Annotated in this window: 14 protein-coding genes; 6 read left to right on the top strand and 8 right to left on the bottom strand. The window is 64.9% G+C overall.

From position 1 onward, the window contains the following. Positions 1-175: 175 nt before the first annotated feature. From ABD842_RS05140 to ABD842_RS05130, 3 genes are all read left to right on the top strand, one after another. On the top strand, positions 176-2,701 hold the full coding sequence (locus ABD842_RS05140; RefSeq protein WP_345110985.1) for a type IA DNA topoisomerase: 2,526 nt from the start codon (positions 176-178) through the stop codon (positions 2,699-2,701). Between the two features lie 174 nt (positions 2,702-2,875). Next, complete coding sequence (locus ABD842_RS05135; RefSeq protein WP_345110983.1) at positions 2,876-3,127, top strand: hypothetical protein; 252 nt, start codon at positions 2,876-2,878, stop codon at positions 3,125-3,127. 35 nt (positions 3,128-3,162) lie between these two features. Continuing rightward, entirely contained in the window at positions 3,163-3,390 is a 228-nt protein-coding gene (locus ABD842_RS05130) for a DUF2905 domain-containing protein (RefSeq protein ID WP_345110980.1), read from the top strand. Positions 3,391-3,394: 4 nt separating this feature from the next. Here the strand turns inward: ABD842_RS05130 and ABD842_RS05125 are convergent, their stop codons facing one another. The 3 genes from ABD842_RS05125 to ABD842_RS05115 all read right to left on the bottom strand — a co-directional run bounded on the left by ABD842_RS05125 (position 3,395) and on the right by ABD842_RS05115 (position 6,941). Beyond that, the gene (locus ABD842_RS05125; RefSeq protein ID WP_345110977.1) at positions 3,395-3,700 is read right to left on the bottom strand and encodes a hypothetical protein; all 306 of its coding nucleotides are present in this window, start codon (positions 3,698-3,700) and stop codon (positions 3,395-3,397) included. A gap of 65 nt (positions 3,701-3,765) precedes the next feature. Continuing rightward, positions 3,766-5,250 (bottom strand): prolipoprotein diacylglyceryl transferase family protein, encoded by a 1,485-nt coding sequence (locus tag ABD842_RS05120; RefSeq protein WP_345110974.1) that lies wholly within the window; start codon positions 5,248-5,250, stop codon positions 3,766-3,768. A 221-nt stretch (positions 5,251-5,471) separates the two neighbouring features. Then, positions 5,472-6,941 (bottom strand): SDR family oxidoreductase, encoded by a 1,470-nt coding sequence (locus tag ABD842_RS05115; RefSeq protein WP_345110971.1) that lies wholly within the window; start codon positions 6,939-6,941, stop codon positions 5,472-5,474. Between the two features lie 124 nt (positions 6,942-7,065). On the opposite strand from ABD842_RS05115, the gene ABD842_RS05110 reads away from it, so the two are divergent. Both ABD842_RS05110 and ABD842_RS05105 read left to right on the top strand, forming a co-directional pair. Continuing rightward, entirely contained in the window at positions 7,066-8,727 is a 1,662-nt protein-coding gene (locus tag ABD842_RS05110; protein WP_345110969.1) for an ArnT family glycosyltransferase, read from the top strand. A 460-nt stretch (positions 8,728-9,187) separates the two neighbouring features. Then, positions 9,188-10,429 (top strand): hypothetical protein, encoded by a 1,242-nt coding sequence (locus tag ABD842_RS05105; RefSeq protein WP_345110966.1) that lies wholly within the window; start codon positions 9,188-9,190, stop codon positions 10,427-10,429. 41 nt (positions 10,430-10,470) lie between these two features. On the opposite strand, the gene lysA is transcribed toward ABD842_RS05105, so the two are convergent. Both lysA and ABD842_RS05095 read right to left on the bottom strand, forming a co-directional pair. Continuing rightward, entirely contained in the window at positions 10,471-11,628 is a 1,158-nt protein-coding gene (gene lysA / locus ABD842_RS05100; RefSeq protein WP_345110965.1) for a diaminopimelate decarboxylase, read from the bottom strand. 27 nt (positions 11,629-11,655) lie between these two features. Then, the gene (locus tag ABD842_RS05095; RefSeq protein WP_345110963.1) at positions 11,656-13,011 is read right to left on the bottom strand and encodes an aspartate kinase; all 1,356 of its coding nucleotides are present in this window, start codon (positions 13,009-13,011) and stop codon (positions 11,656-11,658) included. Positions 13,012-13,392: 381 nt separating this feature from the next. Between ABD842_RS05095 and ABD842_RS05090 the strand changes: the two genes are divergently transcribed. Further along, a complete protein-coding gene (locus ABD842_RS05090) occupies positions 13,393-13,920 on the top strand; it encodes a DUF2911 domain-containing protein (protein WP_345110961.1) in 528 nt (175 codons plus the stop codon). Between the two features lie 47 nt (positions 13,921-13,967). On the opposite strand, the gene ABD842_RS05085 is transcribed toward ABD842_RS05090, so the two are convergent. The 3 genes from ABD842_RS05085 to ABD842_RS05075 form a co-directional block, all read right to left on the bottom strand. Then, positions 13,968-14,939, bottom strand: a complete 972-nt coding sequence (locus ABD842_RS05085; protein ID WP_345110958.1) for a sodium-dependent bicarbonate transport family permease — start codon at positions 14,937-14,939, stop codon at positions 13,968-13,970. Between the two features lie 408 nt (positions 14,940-15,347). After that, positions 15,348-16,109, bottom strand: coding sequence for a slipin family protein (locus tag ABD842_RS05080; RefSeq protein ID WP_345110955.1), 762 nt, complete (start codon positions 16,107-16,109; stop codon positions 15,348-15,350). A 396-nt stretch (positions 16,110-16,505) separates the two neighbouring features. After that, positions 16,506-16,628, bottom strand: coding sequence for a hypothetical protein (locus ABD842_RS05075; RefSeq protein WP_345110952.1), 123 nt, complete (start codon positions 16,626-16,628; stop codon positions 16,506-16,508). Between the last annotated feature and the right edge of the window lie 257 nt (positions 16,629-16,885).

The following is a 16,885-nucleotide window of genomic DNA, read 5'->3' as shown; positions in this document are numbered from 1 at the left end:
CGATACCGTCGGGCATCGGCGCACGCCATCGGCCAAACGGCGTGGGCGCCGAGACGCGAATACGCGTCTCTACAGTCGTTCTGACTTGCTTAAAACGACCTTTTCCCGCCGTATCTTTGTTGATTCCTGAGCCGGCTCTACCCGGCAAAATCACCCACCCGCGAGAATCTGCCTAGTGAAAGTCTGCATTGCCGAAAAGCCCAGCGTGGCCCGCGAAATTGCCCACGTGCTGGGCGCCAGCCGCAAGATGGACGGCTACTTCGAGGGCAACGGCTACCAGGTTACCTGGACGTTCGGGCACTTCTGCCAGCTGCGTGAGCCCGAAGACTACCGCCCCGAGTGGAAGCGCTGGAGCATCCACGATTTGCCCATGATGCCCGAGCAGTTCGGCATCAAGCTCATGCGCCGCGACGACGGCGTGGTGCGGCAGTTTACGGTCATCAAAAACCTGCTGGCCAACGCCGAGGAAGTGATAAACTGCGGCGACGCCGGGCAGGAAGGGGAAGTCATTCAGCGCTGGGTGCTGATGGAGGCCAAGTACCGCAAGCCCTTCAAGCGCCTCTGGATTTCGTCGCTCACCGAGGAAGCCATCCGCCAGGGCTTCGCCAACCTGCGCGAGGGCTCCGAGTTTGACAACCTCTACCAGGCCGGCAAGAGCCGCGCCGCCGGCGACTGGCTGCTGGGCCTGAACGCCACCCGCCTGTTTACGCTCAAGTATGCCGCCGGCCAGAAGCAGGTGCTCAGCATCGGGCGGGTGCAGACGCCCACGCTGGCCCTGCTGGTCGACCGCTACCACGAAATCCAGAACTTCCGGCCCGAGCCCTACTGGGTGCTGCGCACCGAGTACCGGGGTACGATGTTCAGCCACGTGGCCCCGCTGAAAAAGGGCAAGGACGACGACGAGCCCGACGAAAAAGCGCGTCTGAAAGCTCGCGGCTACTTCGTGAGCCAGGAAGAGGCCGACGCCGTGATGGCCGCCGTGACGGGCGCGCCGCTGACCGTGACGGGCGTCGAAATAAAGAAGGCGTTGGAGTCGCCGCCGTCGCTCTTCGACCTGACCTCGCTGCAGGTGCAGTGCAACAACCAGCTGGGCCTCTCGGCCGAGGACACGCTCAAAACCGTGCAGGCCCTCTACGAGAAGAAGGTCGTGAGCTACCCGCGCGTCGACACCACCTTTTTGCCCGACGACCAGTACCCCAAGATTGCCGGCATCATGAAGGGCCTGGGTGCCTACAGCGGCCTGACCCAGCCGCTGCTGGCGGCCAAGATCAAGAAGAGCCCCAAGGTTTTCAACAATAACAAGGTCACTGACCACCACGCCATCATCCCCACCGGGGCCAGCGCCGGCGGGCTGGGCGGCACCGAAAGCAGCGTGTACGACATCATCGTGCGCCGCTTCCTGGCCGCGTTTTATCCCGACTGCGAAGTCTCGAACACCACCGTCACGGCCGAGGCTGCCGGCCACCCGTTCCGGGTCCGGGGCCGGCAGATCCTGAGCCCCGGCTGGCGCATCGTGTACGGCGACCCGGCGGCCCAGCAGGCCCCGAGCACCGCCAAGCCCGGCGAGGGCGACGACGACGTGGTAAGCACCGTGCTGCCTTCGTTCGAGAAGGGCGAAAGCGGCCCCCACAAGCCCCGCCTCGACCAGAAAGTAACCCAGCCCCCGCGCGACTACACCGAGGCCATGCTGCTGCGCGGCATGGAAACCGCCGGCCGCAACATCGACGATGAGGAAATGCGGCAGGCCATGAAGGAAAACGGCATCGGCCGCCCCTCCACCCGCGCCGCCATCATCGAGACGCTGTTTAAGCGCGGCTACATCCGCCGCGAGAAAAAGCGGATTCTGCCCACGCCCACCGGTGTCGAGCTCATCGGCCTGATTCGGAACCCCACGCTGAAGTCGGCCGAGCTGACGGGGCAGTGGGAGCGGAAGCTGCGCCAGATCGAAGCCGGCCACCTCGACTCGGGCCTGTTTCTCGACGAGCTCAAGCTGCTGGTGCGCGAGATGGTGGACGAGGTGAAGCAGGACGGCTCCCGCCGCTACATCACCATGGCCGGTCAGGCCTCGGAGGTAACCGCCGCCAAGCCGGCGGTGGCGGCGAAGCCCGTGGTAGCTACGCCGGCTATTCCCGGCAGCCTGGGCGCCTGCCCGGCCTGCGGGGCGGGGCACATCCTGAAGGGCAAAACGGCCTTTGGCTGCTCCCGCTTCCGCGAAAACTGCCAGTTCCGGCTGCCCGCGCAGTTCGAGGGCAAGAACCTCACCGACAAGCAGGTTGCGGCCCTGCTCACCAAGGGCCGTACGCCGGTTATCAAGGGCTACTTCGACGACGCCGGCGCCAAGTTCGACGCCGCCGTGCGTCTCACGCCCCAGCACGGCCTGGAGCTGGTGCGCGCCGCCGAAAGCAAGCCTACCACGGCCCAGGACCCCGGCCAGATTCCGTGCCCGATGTGCAAGCTGGGCACCATGCTAAAGGGCAAAAGCGCCTGGGGCTGCTCCCGCTTCCGCGAGGACTGCCAGTTCCGGGCCCCCTTCGAGTGGGGCGGCAAAACCCTGACCGAAACCCAGATGAACCAGCTGCTGCGCAAGGGCAAAACCGGCGTTATCCGGGGCTTCCTGTCGGCGAAAACCGGCAACCGCTACGAGGCGGCTCTGCAGGTAGGGGCGGAGGGGCGGATTGAGCCGGTGTTTGAGAAGGGGTAAGATAGCCAAATAGTAAAATTGAACGTCATTCCGAGCGAAGCCGAGGAATCTCGCGTGCTGATGTATGATTACTACTCCAACGACGCCACGCGAGATTCCTCGGTCCCTGGCTTGATGCGCCACATGCTCGGAATGACGTTCTTCTACTTTCTTCCTCTCCCTTTCCAACCAAACATGCTCGACCTTGCCCTTTTCCGCGCCCGCCTGCTCGGCTGCCTCGTGGGCCTGCTGCCGATGGTGGGCCTGCTGCTGCTGTTGCGGCAGGCGGTGCCGCAGGGCGTGGCGCTGGGGCTCACGGCCGGCGGCCTGAACTTTTCCGTGCTGCAGCAGCAGAAAGCCCGGAAGCAGTTTCCCTACAACTCCCGGGGCGAGTGGCTGGCCCTGGGCATGTACGCGGCGCTGGTGGTAGCGGTGCAGTACTGGTGATACGCAGTCAGGCAAACCCCAACTCCTTTGCGCAGATGAATCCTCAATTCGGTAAAATTCTGGTCGTGGCGGGCCTGCTCATCGTGGCCCTCGGGGCTTTCGTCTGGCTGGGTGGCGGCAGCCTGCTGGGCTGGTTCGGCCGCCTGCCCGGCGACCTGCGCATCGAGCGGCCGGGCTTTCGGCTCTACGCCCCGCTGGCGTCGATGCTGCTGGTGAGCGTGGTGCTGAGCCTGGTGCTGTGGGTGGTGCGGCGGCTGGGCTGAGGCGCTACTTCCGGCCCAGCGGAATGCGGTAGCCCACGCGCAGGTTCAGCTGGTGGTGGCGGCCGAAATCGGTGGCCGCGTAGGGATAGAGGCTCAGGCCGGTATGGCCCACCTGGATGTCGGCCCCCAGGAAGCCCATACCGTACGACGGAAAGTGCCGGGCAAAGGCCGCCCCGACCAGTACCGAGCTGCCATACAGCTGCCCCAGCCCGGAGCCCAGGGCGGTACGCACGGTGTAGTTGCCCACGCCCAGCATGCCCGGATTGGCATCCACCTGCAAAAACAGCTTCTCCCGGATACCGAGCCACATGCCGATGTCCGCGTTGATCTGCGAGGAGTAAAATCCATCACGCTTGCCGTAGGCGACGAGCGTACCTAGCTGCAGGCCCAGGCGAAATCCCGCCCCGAGGCGGTTGGGCCGCAGGTGGGAAGTGAACCTGACGTAGGGGTTGACGCCCAGCAGCTGCCTGGTGCTGTCGGCCTGGAAGCGTATGTTGCCGGTGGTGGGGTCGAGGCTCCGGTAGGTGGTGCGTTGCTCACCCTGCCACACCCCGACCCCCACGGCCGCGACGGTGCCTTCGGCCCGTGCAGCTCCAGGTTGCCACCGCGCAGGGAGTAGCGGTGGTCGTAGGTATCGCGGGTGGGGTTGCCGGAGCAGCCGCCGCCGCCGCCGCTGCGTACGTCCTCGTAGAACGCTCCTTTACCCGCACCCAGGCTCACCTCCAGCGTAGTGCTGCGGGCCGAGTCGGCGGGCGCCTGGCTGGTGAGCAGCAGCACGGTGCCGGCCAGGCCCAGGGGCAGCGCCAGCCGCCGGGGCCGCGCTGCCGACGTTGGCGCCGGGCGGCTCAGCAGCAGGGCCGCGGCCTCCAGCACCAGCACCGTCAGCAGCAGGGTTTTGATGACCAGCACCTCGGGCAGGGTGAGAGCCAGTGGGCCGAGCCAGGCCGTGAGGGCCAGCAGGGCCGCCACGGCCAGCAGGTTGAGGCGGCTGTCGAGCACCGGTATGCGCTCCGGGGCCAGGGGCTGCCGCCGGGCCCGGCGCACCAGCAGCCCCCACGTGCCCAGCGCCACCGGAATCAGCAGCAGCAGGGCCCACTGCACCTGCTTCAGCACGATGCCGCCGTGGGAGTGCAGGGTGGCCCCTACCTGCTCGCCGGCCGGGGCGCGCCAGAATTCGATAATGAAGCGGCCGGTCAGCAGCAGGCCCAGGTGCAGCAGCCGACGGCTGCCGCCGGGCCAGGCATGGTGGCGGGTGAGCACCAGCACCGCGCCCACGCCGGCGCACAGCAGCAGCGAATACAGCTGCGTGGGATGAACCGGCAGCGAGTGGGCGGCCCCGTACGGAATCAGCCCCTGCGACCATTGCACCAGGTAGGGCAGGGTGCCGGGCGCGTAGGTAAGCCCCCAGCCCCCGGCCGTCACCTCGCCGAAGCAGCAGCCCGTGAGCACGCAGCCCACGCACTGCACCACCAGCGCTGCGCACATGGGCAGGGTGAAGGCGTCGAACACGTGCCAGCTGAAGCCGAAGCGCCGCCGCAGGGCCAGCAGCGTGAGCGTGCCGGCCAGGGCTCCGCCCAGCACGGTGCGGGCTTCGGAGTCGGGCCAGTGGCCGGAGCGCAGCAGCTGCTGCCACTCAGTAGCAGTGAAGGCCAGCAGCTTGGTGCCCAGGATGAAGGTGAGCGTGGTGCAGGCCAGCAGCACCAGCCAGGTGCGCAGCGGGTAGCCGCGCCGGTGCCCCTCCCAGACCAGCAGCAGCAGGTTCAGGGCGAAGGCCAGCACGTAGCAGAGCGTGTAGAAGTCGTAGCCGGGGTGGGCGGGCACGGCCCAGGTAACGGCAGTCAGGAGTAGGGGATGCGTCATAGCAGGTAGTGAAGGATAGCGAGTAGCCCGGCAGTCGGGAAAGCTAAACCTAACCAGCCGCCGGCCCAAAATAAAGACCACAATCCCGGTCGGTCAGACGCTGGAAGGCACTGGCCGGGTAAGGTATAGATTTAATATCAAGCATCTTAAGGCGAAGTGCTTAGACCTTGAAAGCACCTGCGCCCAGGCCGGCCGCCGTGTCGGGGTCGGAGCGGCCGGGGCTAGCCGGGCAGCGCGGCCACGGCCGGGTAGTGCACGATATTCTCGACCATGCCCTTGAAGATCACGAAGTGGAAGGGTACCAGCGAATACCAGTACAGGCGGCCGGCCAGGCCGCGGGGGCGGAAGGCGGCCAGCTGCTCCAGGGTGTGGGTGCCGTCGGGGTTCGGGATAAGACGGAACTGCAGCCAGGCCTCGCCGGGGAGCTTCATTTCGGCATAGAGCAGCAGGCGGCGCCCGGCGCGGTCGGCCACGAGCACCCGCCAGAAGTCGAGCGGGTCGCCGGCGCGCAGGTCGGTGGGGGAGCGGCGGCCCCGGCGCAGGCCCACGCCGCCCACAGCCTTGTCCATGAGGCCGCGCAGGCGCCAGAGCCAGTCGACCTTGTACCAGCCGCGCTGCCCGCCGATGCTCCAGATATTCTGCAGCACCTCCTCGGGGGGGCGGGTGAAGGTCAGCGTCTGCCGGTCGGTGAGCATGCCGTTTTGCGGAATCTGCACGAAGTCCATGTAGTTCTGCTCCATCACGCCGCTGCTCACCGCGTCGCTCCAGCTGCTGATGACCTCGTTCTGCTCGATGCGGGTGAAGGCCAGGGCCAGGGCGTCGGCATAGCTCATGCACTGGTGGCGCAGCACCTGGTCGATGCTGCGCTTGGTGGCCACCACGGTGTCGTTGCGCAGGCTTTCCACCAGGCTCTGGGCCAGCGAGAAGGTGGTGCGCGTGACCAGAAACAGCCACCACGACGACAGTCGCGGGGTGAGCACCGGCACCGTGACGATGTAGCGCCGGTAGCCCCGTTCCTTGGCCAGCCCCTCCAGCATCTGCTTGTAGGTCAGCACGTCGGGCCCCCCGATGTCGAAGGTCTGCCCCACGCACACCGGGTTGTCGAGCACGGCGGTGAGGTAGTGCATCACGTCGCGGATGCCGATGGGCTGGCAGCGGGAGTTCAGCCAGCGCGGCGTTATCATCACCGGCAGCTTCTCGACCAGGTCGCGGATAATCTCAAACGAGGCCGAGCCCGACCCGATGATGATGCTGGCCCGCAGCACCGTGAGCTGGGCGTGCCGGGCTTTTTTGAGCACCTTCTCCACCGACTTGCGGGAGCGAAGGTGGGCCGACAGCGCCTTGTCGTTGGCAATGCCGCTGAGGTAGATGACCTGCCGGGCGGTGGTGCGGTTGAGGTAAGCCGTGAAATTATGGGCCGACTGCTGCTCGGCCCGGAAGAAGTCCAGATCGTGGCCGCTCATGGAGTGCACCAGGTAGTAGGCGGCGTCGATATCGATGGGCAGGCCGAGCAGGCTGGCGGGCTGGAGCAGGTCGCCCTGCAGTACCTGCACCCGGTCGCGCAGGCGCTCGGGCAGCTCGAAGCGGCGCGGGTCGCGCACGAGGCATACCACGGCGTGGCCGGCCTCGACCAGCAGCGGCAGCAGGCGGCGGCCGATATAGCCGTTGGCGCCGGTGAGCAGGATTTTCATGGGCGAACGGAAAAGCAGCGGCGGGAGGTCAGTAGTAGAACCCGGGCCGCCGTATTTGGTTATCGGTAGCCCCGGCGGGCCTTTCTGGCTAACTTTGGCCCGGCTTCTTCCCTTTTCTGCTCTTATGCCTGCTTCTGTTGCGTTCCGTCCCTGGCTGTGGTTGTTTGTGCTGGTGCTGGGGGGGAGCTTTTTCGTGGGCCTGGGCAGCTGGGGCGTGCTGGAAAGCAGCGAGGCCCGCTACGCCGAAATAGGCCGCGAGATGCTGGCCGGCGCCGACTGGCTGCACCCGCGTCTGCTCGGCATTCAGCACTTCCACAAGCCCCCGCTCACGTACTGGCTGACGGCCGCCGGGCTGATGCTGGCGGGCCCCACGGCCTTCGGAGTGCGGCTGCTGCCGGTGCTGGCCGTGCTGGGGCAGGTGGGGCTGGTCTACGGGCTGGGGCTGCTGCTCTTCGCCCAGGACCGGGCCCGCGCCCTGGCCGCCGCCGTGGTCTACGGCACGCTGCCTCTAGTGCTCATTTCGGCCCTGAACGTGACGACCGACGCCTACCTGCAAACCCTGGAGCTGGCCGCCACCTACGGTATTCTGCGCTACTACCACGACGGCGGCCGGCGCTGGCTCTACCTGTTCTGGGTGGGGCTGGGGCTGGCCTTTCTGACCAAAGGGCCCGTGGGCTTCGTGCTGCCGCTGATGGCCGTCAGTGGGTTTTACTTCCGCCGGCAGCAGGCCCGCCGGCCCTTTACGGTCCACCACGCGCTGGGCCTCGCCCTGTTTGGGCTGGTGGGGCTGAGCTGGTACCTGTACCTGATGGCCGAAAACCCGGCCTTCGTGCGCTACTTTCTGTTTCAGCACACCGTGGAGCGCTTCGCCAATCCCGAGACGTTTGGGCGCTCCAAGCCCTGGTGGTTTTACCTGCTGCTGGCGCCGGCTACCAGCCTGCCGTGGTCGGCAGCGCTGCTCACCCAGGCGGGGCGCACGCGCTGGCAGCAGGTGCCGCAGCAGTGGCGCAACGTGCTTTTCTTCTGGGTGCTGATTCCGCTGGCTTTCTTCTCCCTGTCCAGCTCCAAGCTGCTGCTCTACGTGCTGCCGGTGTTTCCGGGCGTAGCCCTGCTCACGGTGTACTACCTGGGCCGGCTCAGTGATGCTGCGCTGCACGGCTGGTACCTGGGCATCAGCTTTTTCTTCGCCCTGCTGCTGGCCGCCCTCTGCCTGCTGCCCCTGTTCGTGCCGATGCTGCCCGTAGCGCTGGAGCTTAGTCCGGCCACGGCGCTGTGGCCGGCAGTCGGCATCGTGCTGCTGGTGCTGCAGCAGGCCCTGTGGGACCAGGTGCGCGTGGCCCCGCGGCTGCTGGTCGTGGCCACCATCTTCACCGCCGCGCTGCTGCTGACGGCCAAGCCCATCCTGCGTCAGAATCAGCTGGCCTTCAACGGCAGCCGCCCGCTGGCCGACCTTCTGCGCCGCCACCACCTCGAAAACCAGCCGATTCTGGTCTACGACGAGCTGCTGCCGTCCCTGGCCTTCGAGCTGGGCCGCCTGCCCGTGTCTTTGCACGACGGCAGCCATAACCTGACCCGCGAAACCCAGTTTGAGCCCGCCCGGAGCTGGCAGCAGAACCTGGTGTACCTCACCGACTCCACCCAGGATTCCTACGTCCGCCGCCTGCTGACGCAGCATCCGGTGCTGCTGGTGAAAGGCGACGTGCGGCCCGAGCGGCAGTGGCTGGTGCAGGCCTTCCCAATCCAGGAAAAAGTGGGCGACTGGACCGTGTACTCCAGCGGCTGGTGAGGCGCGTCCGCGGTTTGCTGACCCCGGGACCAGCCTGATAAGCGGGATGCCGTAAGGAGGTGCCGGCGCGCAGTCGGGGTCGGCCGCGTGATTTAATTCTGGCCGCCGCGAAGCAGCCGGCAGGCCGCCGCCCAGATAGGCTGAAAAAAAGGCCTTCCGGATTCGGGCGAGCCGATGCCCACGCTGCTGGCGCTGTGCCTGGGCGGGGCGGAAAATGCGCGGTTGAACCCATTGAGCTCAGCGTTGCTGAACGGGGCTCCACAGTGGTTGCAGTGGGTCGCATACCTGAGCGTCGGGCGGCCACAACTCGTGCAGGTAGTGGTTTCCATAAAATGGATGGGGGATGACGGTAGTGGAGCTTGCCGCCCTAAGGTCCACAAATTCCCCCGACTGCCCCTGGCCCCGGCAAGTCCAAAAAGTCCTTTTACTTTAGACGCACTCGTTTGGCTATTCCGTATCGATGCGTTTCATTCCTGAACCCGAACTACTCGCGGTCCTGCGCACGGCAGTGGCCGACAAGCTTGGCAGGCCGCTGACTGATTTTGGCAACTGCGACCTGCTGGTAAAAACGCTGGCCCAGGCGCTGCCGCACCGGGGCGGCCGGGGGCGGGCCACCATACTGCGGTTTTTTGGGCTGGTTTCGTCGATGGCCACCCCTACCCGGCATACCCTGGACACGCTGGCGGCGTACGCGGGCTTCCTCGACTTTGCCACGTTCAGCCGGGTGCAGCTCCCGCCGTCGGCCGCTGCTCCAGCGGCGGCTGACGCCCTGGTGCTGCTTACCGGGGCCACCTATGCCGAGAGCCTGTTGCGGGGCTACGCGCTGGGGCAGTCGACTCGCCCGGCCACTCCCGACGGCCGGGCGTCCGCCCTGGCGCTGGCCCTGGCAGCCGACCCGGCCGGCCAGGAGTATTTTGTGGAAAGCTTCGTGGATCTGGCCTACCTGAATGGGGCCTATGGGGAAGTGGTGCTGGAATACCTGCGGCACGCTACGGCGTCCCAGGCCCTGATTTTTGGCTACAGCACGTTGTTTTTAGGCGCTTTCCTGGCCCAGGATGAGCCGGCCTGGCGGGCGCGGCTAACCCAGCTGGAAGCCGTGCGGGTGCCACCCAGCCTGCATCCTTTTCCGCGGGGCCGGCGGGCTTTTGCCCTGCTGCTGGCGGCCTGGTACGACGCTCCCGCCGCCGGCCTACCGGCGGAGCTGCTGGCCCGGATTCATCAACAGGCTCCTACCGGCTCCTGGGCCGTCGGCACTACGGAGCTGCCCGCCTTTTACAACTACTTCCCGGCCGGCTACCACTTCCTGGTGGCCGAGGCGTTGTTCCTGACGGGTCAGTACGCGCCGCTCCATGCGTGGCTGACGCTGACCTATCGGCAGTTTCCGGAGCTGGAGCAGCCGGGGCGGACTGTTTACCACGATCTGCTGCAAGCCTTCCGCGCCGTGGCGGCCCGGCACGGCGCGGGCCCGTCCGCCGCCCCACTTTCGTTGCCAGCGCGGCAGTCTGCCGAGGCGAGCACCCACGCCTGGCTATGGGACTATTATCAGGTGCACTGGAGCCTGGCCGAGCTGTACTTCGCGGTAGCCGACCTGCCCTCGGGACCGGATGTAGCTGCCCGGTGCGAGCAGATCCGGGAGTTTGCGGTGGCCCGCCGGATGCCTTTTTTCAATCGGGTAGCGCAGCAGATTCTCACGGCCGGCTGATGCGGAACGGCCGCCGGCAACGCCGGTTCGTGGCCGGCAATTTACCCGGGCTGGCCCCCGATATACACCGCCGCGGCCTTCTCGCGCAGGTTGTAGTTGGAAGCCATGACCTCACCGTAGGCCCCCGTCGAGCGAATCACGACCAAGTCCCCGCGCCGGGTTTCGGGCAGCGCCACCTCGCGCCCAAACGTATCCGACGACTCGCAGATGGGCCCCACTACGTCGTAGAGCTGCCGGGAGCCCTGGCTGCTCACGTTCTGAATCAGGTGGAAGCTGTCGTAGAGGGCGGGCCGGATCAGCTCGGTCATGCCCGCGTCCAGGATGGCGAAGTTGGTTTGCTGGCTGCGCTTCACGTACAGCACCCGGCTTACCAGCGCCCCGCTCTGGGCCACAATGGCCCGGCCCAGCTCGACGTGCACCTGCTGACCCGGCCGGCGCACGAGGTGCTGCTCAAAAACCTTGAAATAAGCCTCGAAGTCCGGAATCGGGTTGGCATCGGGCGTGTGGTAGTCGATGCCCAGGCCGCCGCCCACGTTGAGGTGGGGCAGGTGGTGGCCGCGGCTTTCGAGCCAGGTCTGCAGCTCGTTGAGCTTGCGGCTCAGCTCGGCAAATACGCCCAGATCGGTAATCTGGGAGCCGATGTGGGCGTGCAGGCCTACCAGCTCCAGGTTGGGCAGCGCCCCGAGCTGGTCGATGACGGCGCCCAGGTCCGCCAGGCTGATGCCGAACTTATTGGCGTCCAGGCCCGTGGTGATGTAGTGGTGAGTGTGGGCGTCCACGTTGGGGTTGATGCGCAGCGCCACCCGGGCCGTGCGCCCCTGCGCCCCGGCCAGCTCATTCAGCACCACCAGCTCCTGGGCCGACTCGGCATTGAAGCACCAGATGTCGGCGGCCAGGGCCAGGCGGATTTCGGCGTCTGACTTGCCCACGCCCGCAAACACGATGTGGCCGGGGGCAAAGCCGGTATCCAGGGCGCGCTGCACTTCGGCCCCGCTCACGCAGTCGGCGCCCAGGCCGTGCTCCCGGATCAGGTTCAGGATCGGCGCGTTGGCGTTGGCCTTCAGGGCGTAGTGCACCTGCATGTTGCGGGGCTGGGCCGCCTGCTGCACCGCCGTCAGGGTGCGCGCCAGCAGGCCCAGGTTGTAGAGGTAGAAGGGCGTGTCGCGGGTGGCCGCGTCGGCTGGAAGAGGGAAGGACATGGTCACTTAGTAATTGATAAGTAGTAACTAAGAATGAGCTGCTTCGGCCTGCGGCTGGGCAGCAGGCTGCCGGAACAGGCCGTCGTTGAGCACTTTCAGGGCCCGGGCTTTGTCGGCGGTGCTGATCAGGATGCTGATGTTGTTGGGCGAGCCGCCGTAGCTGATCATGCGCAGCGGAATGTCCTGCAGGGCGTTGAAGACGAGGCGGGCCGAGCCGTGGTCGGCCTGAATCAGGTTGCCAACCAGGCACACGATGGTCTGGTTCTCGTCCACTTCCACCGTGCCGAAGCCGCGCAGCTCCTCCAGGATTTCCGGCAGGTGCGTCGCGTCGTCGATGGTCAGCGACACGGCTACTTCCGAGGTCGTAATCATGTCGATGGAGGTGCGGTGCCGCTCGAACACCTCGAACAGGCTGCGCAGGAAGCCGTGGGCCAGCAGCATCCGGCTCGACTTCACCTTGATGGCCACCAGCCCGTCCTTGGCGGCCACGGCCTTGATGGCCTCGGTGCCGGTCTTGTCGGAAATCAGCGTGCCGGGCGCCTCGGGCTGCATCGTGTTGAGCAGGCGCACGGGAATGCCGTGCTTGGCGGCGGGCAGAATGGAGCTCGGGTGCAGGATCTTGGCCCCGAAATACGCCAGCTCGGCGGCCTCGTCGAACGACAGCTCCCGGACCGGGTAGGTGCCTTCCACCACCCGCGGGTCGTTGTTGTGCAGCCCGTCGATGTCGGTCCAGATCTGGATTTCCGCGGCGTGGGCGGCGGCCCCGATCAGGGAAGCCGAATAGTCGGAGCCCCCGCGCTTGAGGTTGTCGACGTCGCCCTGGGCGTTGCGGCAGATATAGCCCTGGGTGATGAACAGCTGCTCGGCGGCGCAGGGGGCCAGCGTGGCGGCCAGATGCTGCTCGATGTAGTCAGCGTCGGGCTCGTCGTTGGCATCGAGGCGCATGAAGTCCAGGGCGGGCAGCAGCGTGGCTGGCTGGCCCAGAATGCCGGTGTAGTAGCGGTGAAACAGCAGCGTGCTCAGCAGCTCGCCCTGGGCCAGGATCAGCCGCTCGCCGGAAGCCGACAGCGGGTTGCGGGTCAGGCCGAAGATGCTTTTAAACGAGCTGTCGAGGTGCTGAATGGCTTCGGTGGCCACGGCGGTATCGGGGAGCAGCTCCCGGGCCACGATGAGGTAGTGCTGGCGCAGAATCTCAATCTGGTAAGTGGCGGCCGTCGTGTCGCCCTCGTAGAGCAGGCGGGCAATGCTGACCAGCGCGTTGGTAGTGCCCGACATGGCCGACAGCACCACGATGCGCCGCTCCGGGCCTTGAATCAGGGCGGGCAGGGCGCGCATCCGCTCGGCGCTGCCGACGGACGTACCGCCGAACTTGAGGACTTTCATAGGGCAGAAAACAGGAGTTGCAAAACAGGGAAAACGCCGCGCAAACGGCCCGAAAAAAAATAAAAAAGCGCCGGTCTGGTCAGGACCGGCGCTCAATGCTCAAGGGAAGGCACGAAGAGTTGCGACGGTCAGGCCGAGGGTCGTTTCCAGCATTTCTTCCGCATCGGCACAGCGGCGCGGCCGGCCGATGCCACCGAAAATACCGAAGCGGAAAGAAGGAAAGTCGGGGTCATGCCGGGAATCTGCTGCGGCGCCAGTGGGCGGCCGCGAAGGGTTTGCGGGTGCAAGTAAGGGCATAATCGGCAAACCATTGATACGACCCCGGATTTTCCTGGCGCCCGCCAGGCCGAAGCGCGCTGTTCGGAGCCGCGCCCTCCCGGGGTGGCAGAACTGCCGGCCCCGGCCGCCGGCTGCGCCGCTTTGCTTTTCCGCCGGGCGCGCAACGCCGGCACCGGTATTTCGCCTTTGGCTTATGAAGCAACCCTGACTCTTGGCCCTGCTGAGGCCTCGCTGATCCTGTCCACCCCGGCGGCCCAGGCCCAGCAGCGCCTGAACGTGCCCCAGCCGAGCCCGGCCATGCACATCCTCCAGGATTTTTCCACCTCCTACATCGACCTGAAGTACTTGCGGCCCTCGCTGCGGGGGCGCAAGATTTTTGGGAAGGTAAGGCCCTACGTCACCGTGTGGCGCACCGGGGCCAGCATCATTACCAAAGTGCGCTTCGGCGAGGAAGTGAAAAGCGGCGGCCCAGCAGGCGTTGGCGCTGGTGAAGGACGAGAAGAACGAAGTAACCACGGCCGAGTACACCCGGCTCAACCAGGCTGTGCTGGTCGCAGCCGGCGGGAAATAGCCCGGAATGAGTGCGACGCCAAGCGGCCGCTGAATAGCATCCGGCGGCCGTTCTGTTGAAGGGACTGGCGCCCGGGAAGAGCTTGCGGAAATTCTCCGACTACTGCTTACGTGTGTTGCACTAGCGCCAGGTACAGGGGCATGCCCAGCGTAATGTTGATGGGAAATGTGACGCCCAGGGCCATCGGAATGTAGAGGCCGGGGTCGGCTTTGGGCGCCGCCAGGCGCATAGCTGCGGGCACGGCAATGTAGGAGGCGCTGGCCGCCAGGATGGCGAAGATGAAGCGGTTGCCTACCGAGTCGGTGACGAAGTGGCTGAACACCGCCACGGCGCTGCCGTTGAGCAGCGGCACGAGCACGGCAAACAGCGTCACGAAGCGGCCGTAGCGGCTGAAGGCCCCGAAGCGCCGGGCCGTGACCATGCCCATTTCGAGCAGGAAAATGGCCAGAAAGCCCTTGAAGATGTCGGTGGTGAAGGGCTTGATGCCTTCGGCCTGCTTCGAGTCGGCGATGAGGCCGATGACGAGCGAGCCGAGCACCATCAGTACGCTGCCGTTGGTGAAAGAGTGATGCACGACGCTGCCCAGGCCCGGGTTGGCCGGCTCCCCGGCAGCGGGCGTGTCGTAGCGCATCAGCAAGATAACGCCCACGATGATGGCCGGCGCCTCCATCAGCGCCATTACGGCCACCATGTGCCCGCCGAAAGTGATACGCTGGGACTCCAGGAACGAAGCTGCCGCCACGAACGTAACCGCGCTGACCGAGCCGTAGGCCGCCGCGATGGCGCCGGCGTCGCTGACGGTAAGGCGCCGTTTCAGAATGAAAAAGGAGTAGAGCGGAATCAGGGACGCCAGCAGCAGCCCAAAGCCCAGCGAATACAGGATTTCGGCACTAAACGGGCTGTGCGCCAGCTCCTGCCCGCCCTTGAAGCCGATGGAGAACAGCAGGTAGAGCGAAATAAACTTGACCGTGGAGGGCGGAATCTCTAAGTCACTCTTGACGATGGTAGCCAGAATGCCCAGCACGAAGAAAAGCAGGGTGGGATTGGTAAGGTTGGCAATAAGTAGCTGTGCGTCCATGCGGGCCAGGGTGGATGAATGAGGCCGCAAGTTTAGGAAGGAATATTGGCTTGTCTATCATTTGTGATAGTAAAACTATCCAATTGGATGGCGGAGCCTGCCTGAGCCTACGGCGCCAGCCACTGGCCGGGGTTATAGGGACGTTGGGTGACCTTAGACAAGAAAAAGCCCTCCGGATGTTCACGGAGGGCTTTTTCTTGCCGGTTGAGTTTACTTTGAAGCTGCTCAGGAAATTATTAAAAACACCTCAGAACGTCATGCTTGATCTGGCGTCCGCTTGTCGAAGCATCGCTACTGCTTCGGTGCAATGCCGTTCAACGAAGCGGTAGCGATGCTTCAGCTCCGCTGCGTCCCTGGCTTGATACGCCACATGCTCAGCATGACGTTTTTTTCTGACGGCTTCATTCCCTAACTGACCGACTGCTGCACCATCTGGGAGAAGCTGCGGGCGGCGTTGGTAAACTCGGAGGGCACCAGCACCACGGTGGTGGTATTGTTGTCGATACCGATTTCGGAGAGCATCTGCATCCGGCGCAGCTCCAGGGCAATGGGACTTTGCTCCATCTGCTTGGCGCCCTGGGTGAGCTTGATGCTGGCTTCCAGCTCGGCCTCGGCTTTGATGATGCGGGCCCGCTTCTCGCGGACGGCCTCCGCCTCCCGGGCCATGGCCCGCTGCATGGATCCGGGGATTTCCACGTCCTTGATTTCGACCATCTCAATCTGCACGCCCCAGGGCTCGGTGGCCGTATCGACGAGCTGCTGCAGGGTGGCGTTTATTTCCTGGCGGGACCGGAGCACCTCATCGAGCTGGTGCTGGCCGATGACGTTGCGCAGGGCCGTGACGGAGAGCTGGTACACGGCCTGGTTGAAGTTGGCGACCTTGATGATGGCCTTGGCCGGGTCCGTGACGCGGAACCAGAGCACGGCATTCACCTTGATGGTCACCGAGTCCTTGGTGATGGTTTCCTGCTGCTCCAGCTCCACGGTCTTGGTGCGCACGTCCACCGTGACGCGGCGCTCGATGAAGGGAATAATCCAGTACAGCCCGGGGCCCCGCTGGCCTACGTAGCGCCCCAGCCGAAACACAATGGCCCGCTCGTATTCCTGGGCGATGCGCAGGCCGGAGAGCAGCAAAACGACGATAATGGCAAGGATGAGAAGCAGGTTCATGGCAAGGCAGATAAGGAGGTAAGGATTGGTTCTACCGCTTCGAAGCACCTGCCATGCCAGTAAAGTATCGTACTGCTCCAGGTAATAATAAAAGAACTTCTATAGCGGTTTCGTGAACGGTGTACCCGGTCTGACGGCTTTTCGCCGTCGGACCGGTCGTCGCTGGCTGCCGATAAATACATCGGGCCTACAACGACCGGTCGGACGGCGGAAAAAGCCGTCCGACCGGAGCGAATGCAACCGCTACACTGTTCGCGAAACTGCTATATAAGTTTTAATCGGCTATTTGTCTTTCAATTTCACACCCGTGTCCTGAGGCAACAGGTCTGGATTTTTCGTTTTGGTAAGCTGGCTTTTCATTGTGAAAAGATTGCCAAGACATTAAGCCAGCGGGTGCTATTGGAAGGTTATGACCGTCGTGTCAGTACAGGATACCAGGCGGTCCTGGTATTCGTTGGTGATATCCCGACTTTCGTAGTTGTTTCCCGTCAGACGGACCAGATTAAAAGTGGATTTCACAAAGCGGTAGGATTGATTTGGCAGTAGCTTGACAGTGCGGGTAAATGTAATGGCCTGATTCACGCGTGTTGTATCAGAGTAAATAGACGCACTGTTATAGCAGTTTCATAACTGGCGTACACCTTTCCGGGGCGGGTTCGTAAGCTAGTACATGTACTACTCCCCAAAAACTGGACAGTTTAGACGGGGTTTGTTAAGCAAATTGATGGCGGGTTGAAGGTAGGGATTTGAGCGAAAACTTGTGCGGGTGTTTGGCC

The sequence above is a fragment of the Hymenobacter algoricola genome (assembly GCF_039539525.1).
GTDB classification, from domain to species: domain Bacteria; phylum Bacteroidota; class Bacteroidia; order Cytophagales; family Hymenobacteraceae; genus Hymenobacter; species Hymenobacter algoricola.
The sequence above is the reverse complement of the archived record's forward strand: the minus strand, read 5'-3'. Positions and strand labels throughout refer to the sequence as shown.

Excerpts from the sequence above, each read along its gene's own strand:
- ABD842_RS05120 (WP_345110974.1), bottom strand. The coding sequence starts at position 5,250 with ATGACGCATCCCCTACTCCTGACTGCCGTTACCTGGGCCGTGCCCGCC.
- ABD842_RS05095 (WP_345110963.1), bottom strand. The coding sequence starts at position 13,011 with ATGAAAGTCCTCAAGTTCGGCGGTACGTCCGTCGGCAGCGCCGAGCGG.
- ABD842_RS05135 (WP_345110983.1), top strand. The coding sequence starts at position 2,876 with ATGCTCGACCTTGCCCTTTTCCGCGCCCGCCTGCTCGGCTGCCTCGTG.
- ABD842_RS05115 (WP_345110971.1), bottom strand. The coding sequence starts at position 6,941 with ATGAAAATCCTGCTCACCGGCGCCAACGGCTATATCGGCCGCCGCCTG.
- ABD842_RS05110 (WP_345110969.1), top strand. The coding sequence starts at position 7,066 with ATGCCTGCTTCTGTTGCGTTCCGTCCCTGGCTGTGGTTGTTTGTGCTG.
- ABD842_RS05125 (WP_345110977.1), bottom strand. The coding sequence starts at position 3,700 with ATGTGGCTCGGTATCCGGGAGAAGCTGTTTTTGCAGGTGGATGCCAAT.
- ABD842_RS05130 (WP_345110980.1), top strand. The coding sequence starts at position 3,163 with ATGAATCCTCAATTCGGTAAAATTCTGGTCGTGGCGGGCCTGCTCATC.
- ABD842_RS05085 (WP_345110958.1), bottom strand. The coding sequence starts at position 14,939 with ATGGACGCACAGCTACTTATTGCCAACCTTACCAATCCCACCCTGCTT.
- ABD842_RS05105 (WP_345110966.1), top strand. The coding sequence starts at position 9,188 with ATGCGTTTCATTCCTGAACCCGAACTACTCGCGGTCCTGCGCACGGCA.
- ABD842_RS05080 (WP_345110955.1), bottom strand. The coding sequence starts at position 16,109 with ATGAACCTGCTTCTCATCCTTGCCATTATCGTCGTTTTGCTGCTCTCC.
- lysA (WP_345110965.1), bottom strand. The coding sequence starts at position 11,628 with ATGTCCTTCCCTCTTCCAGCCGACGCGGCCACCCGCGACACGCCCTTC.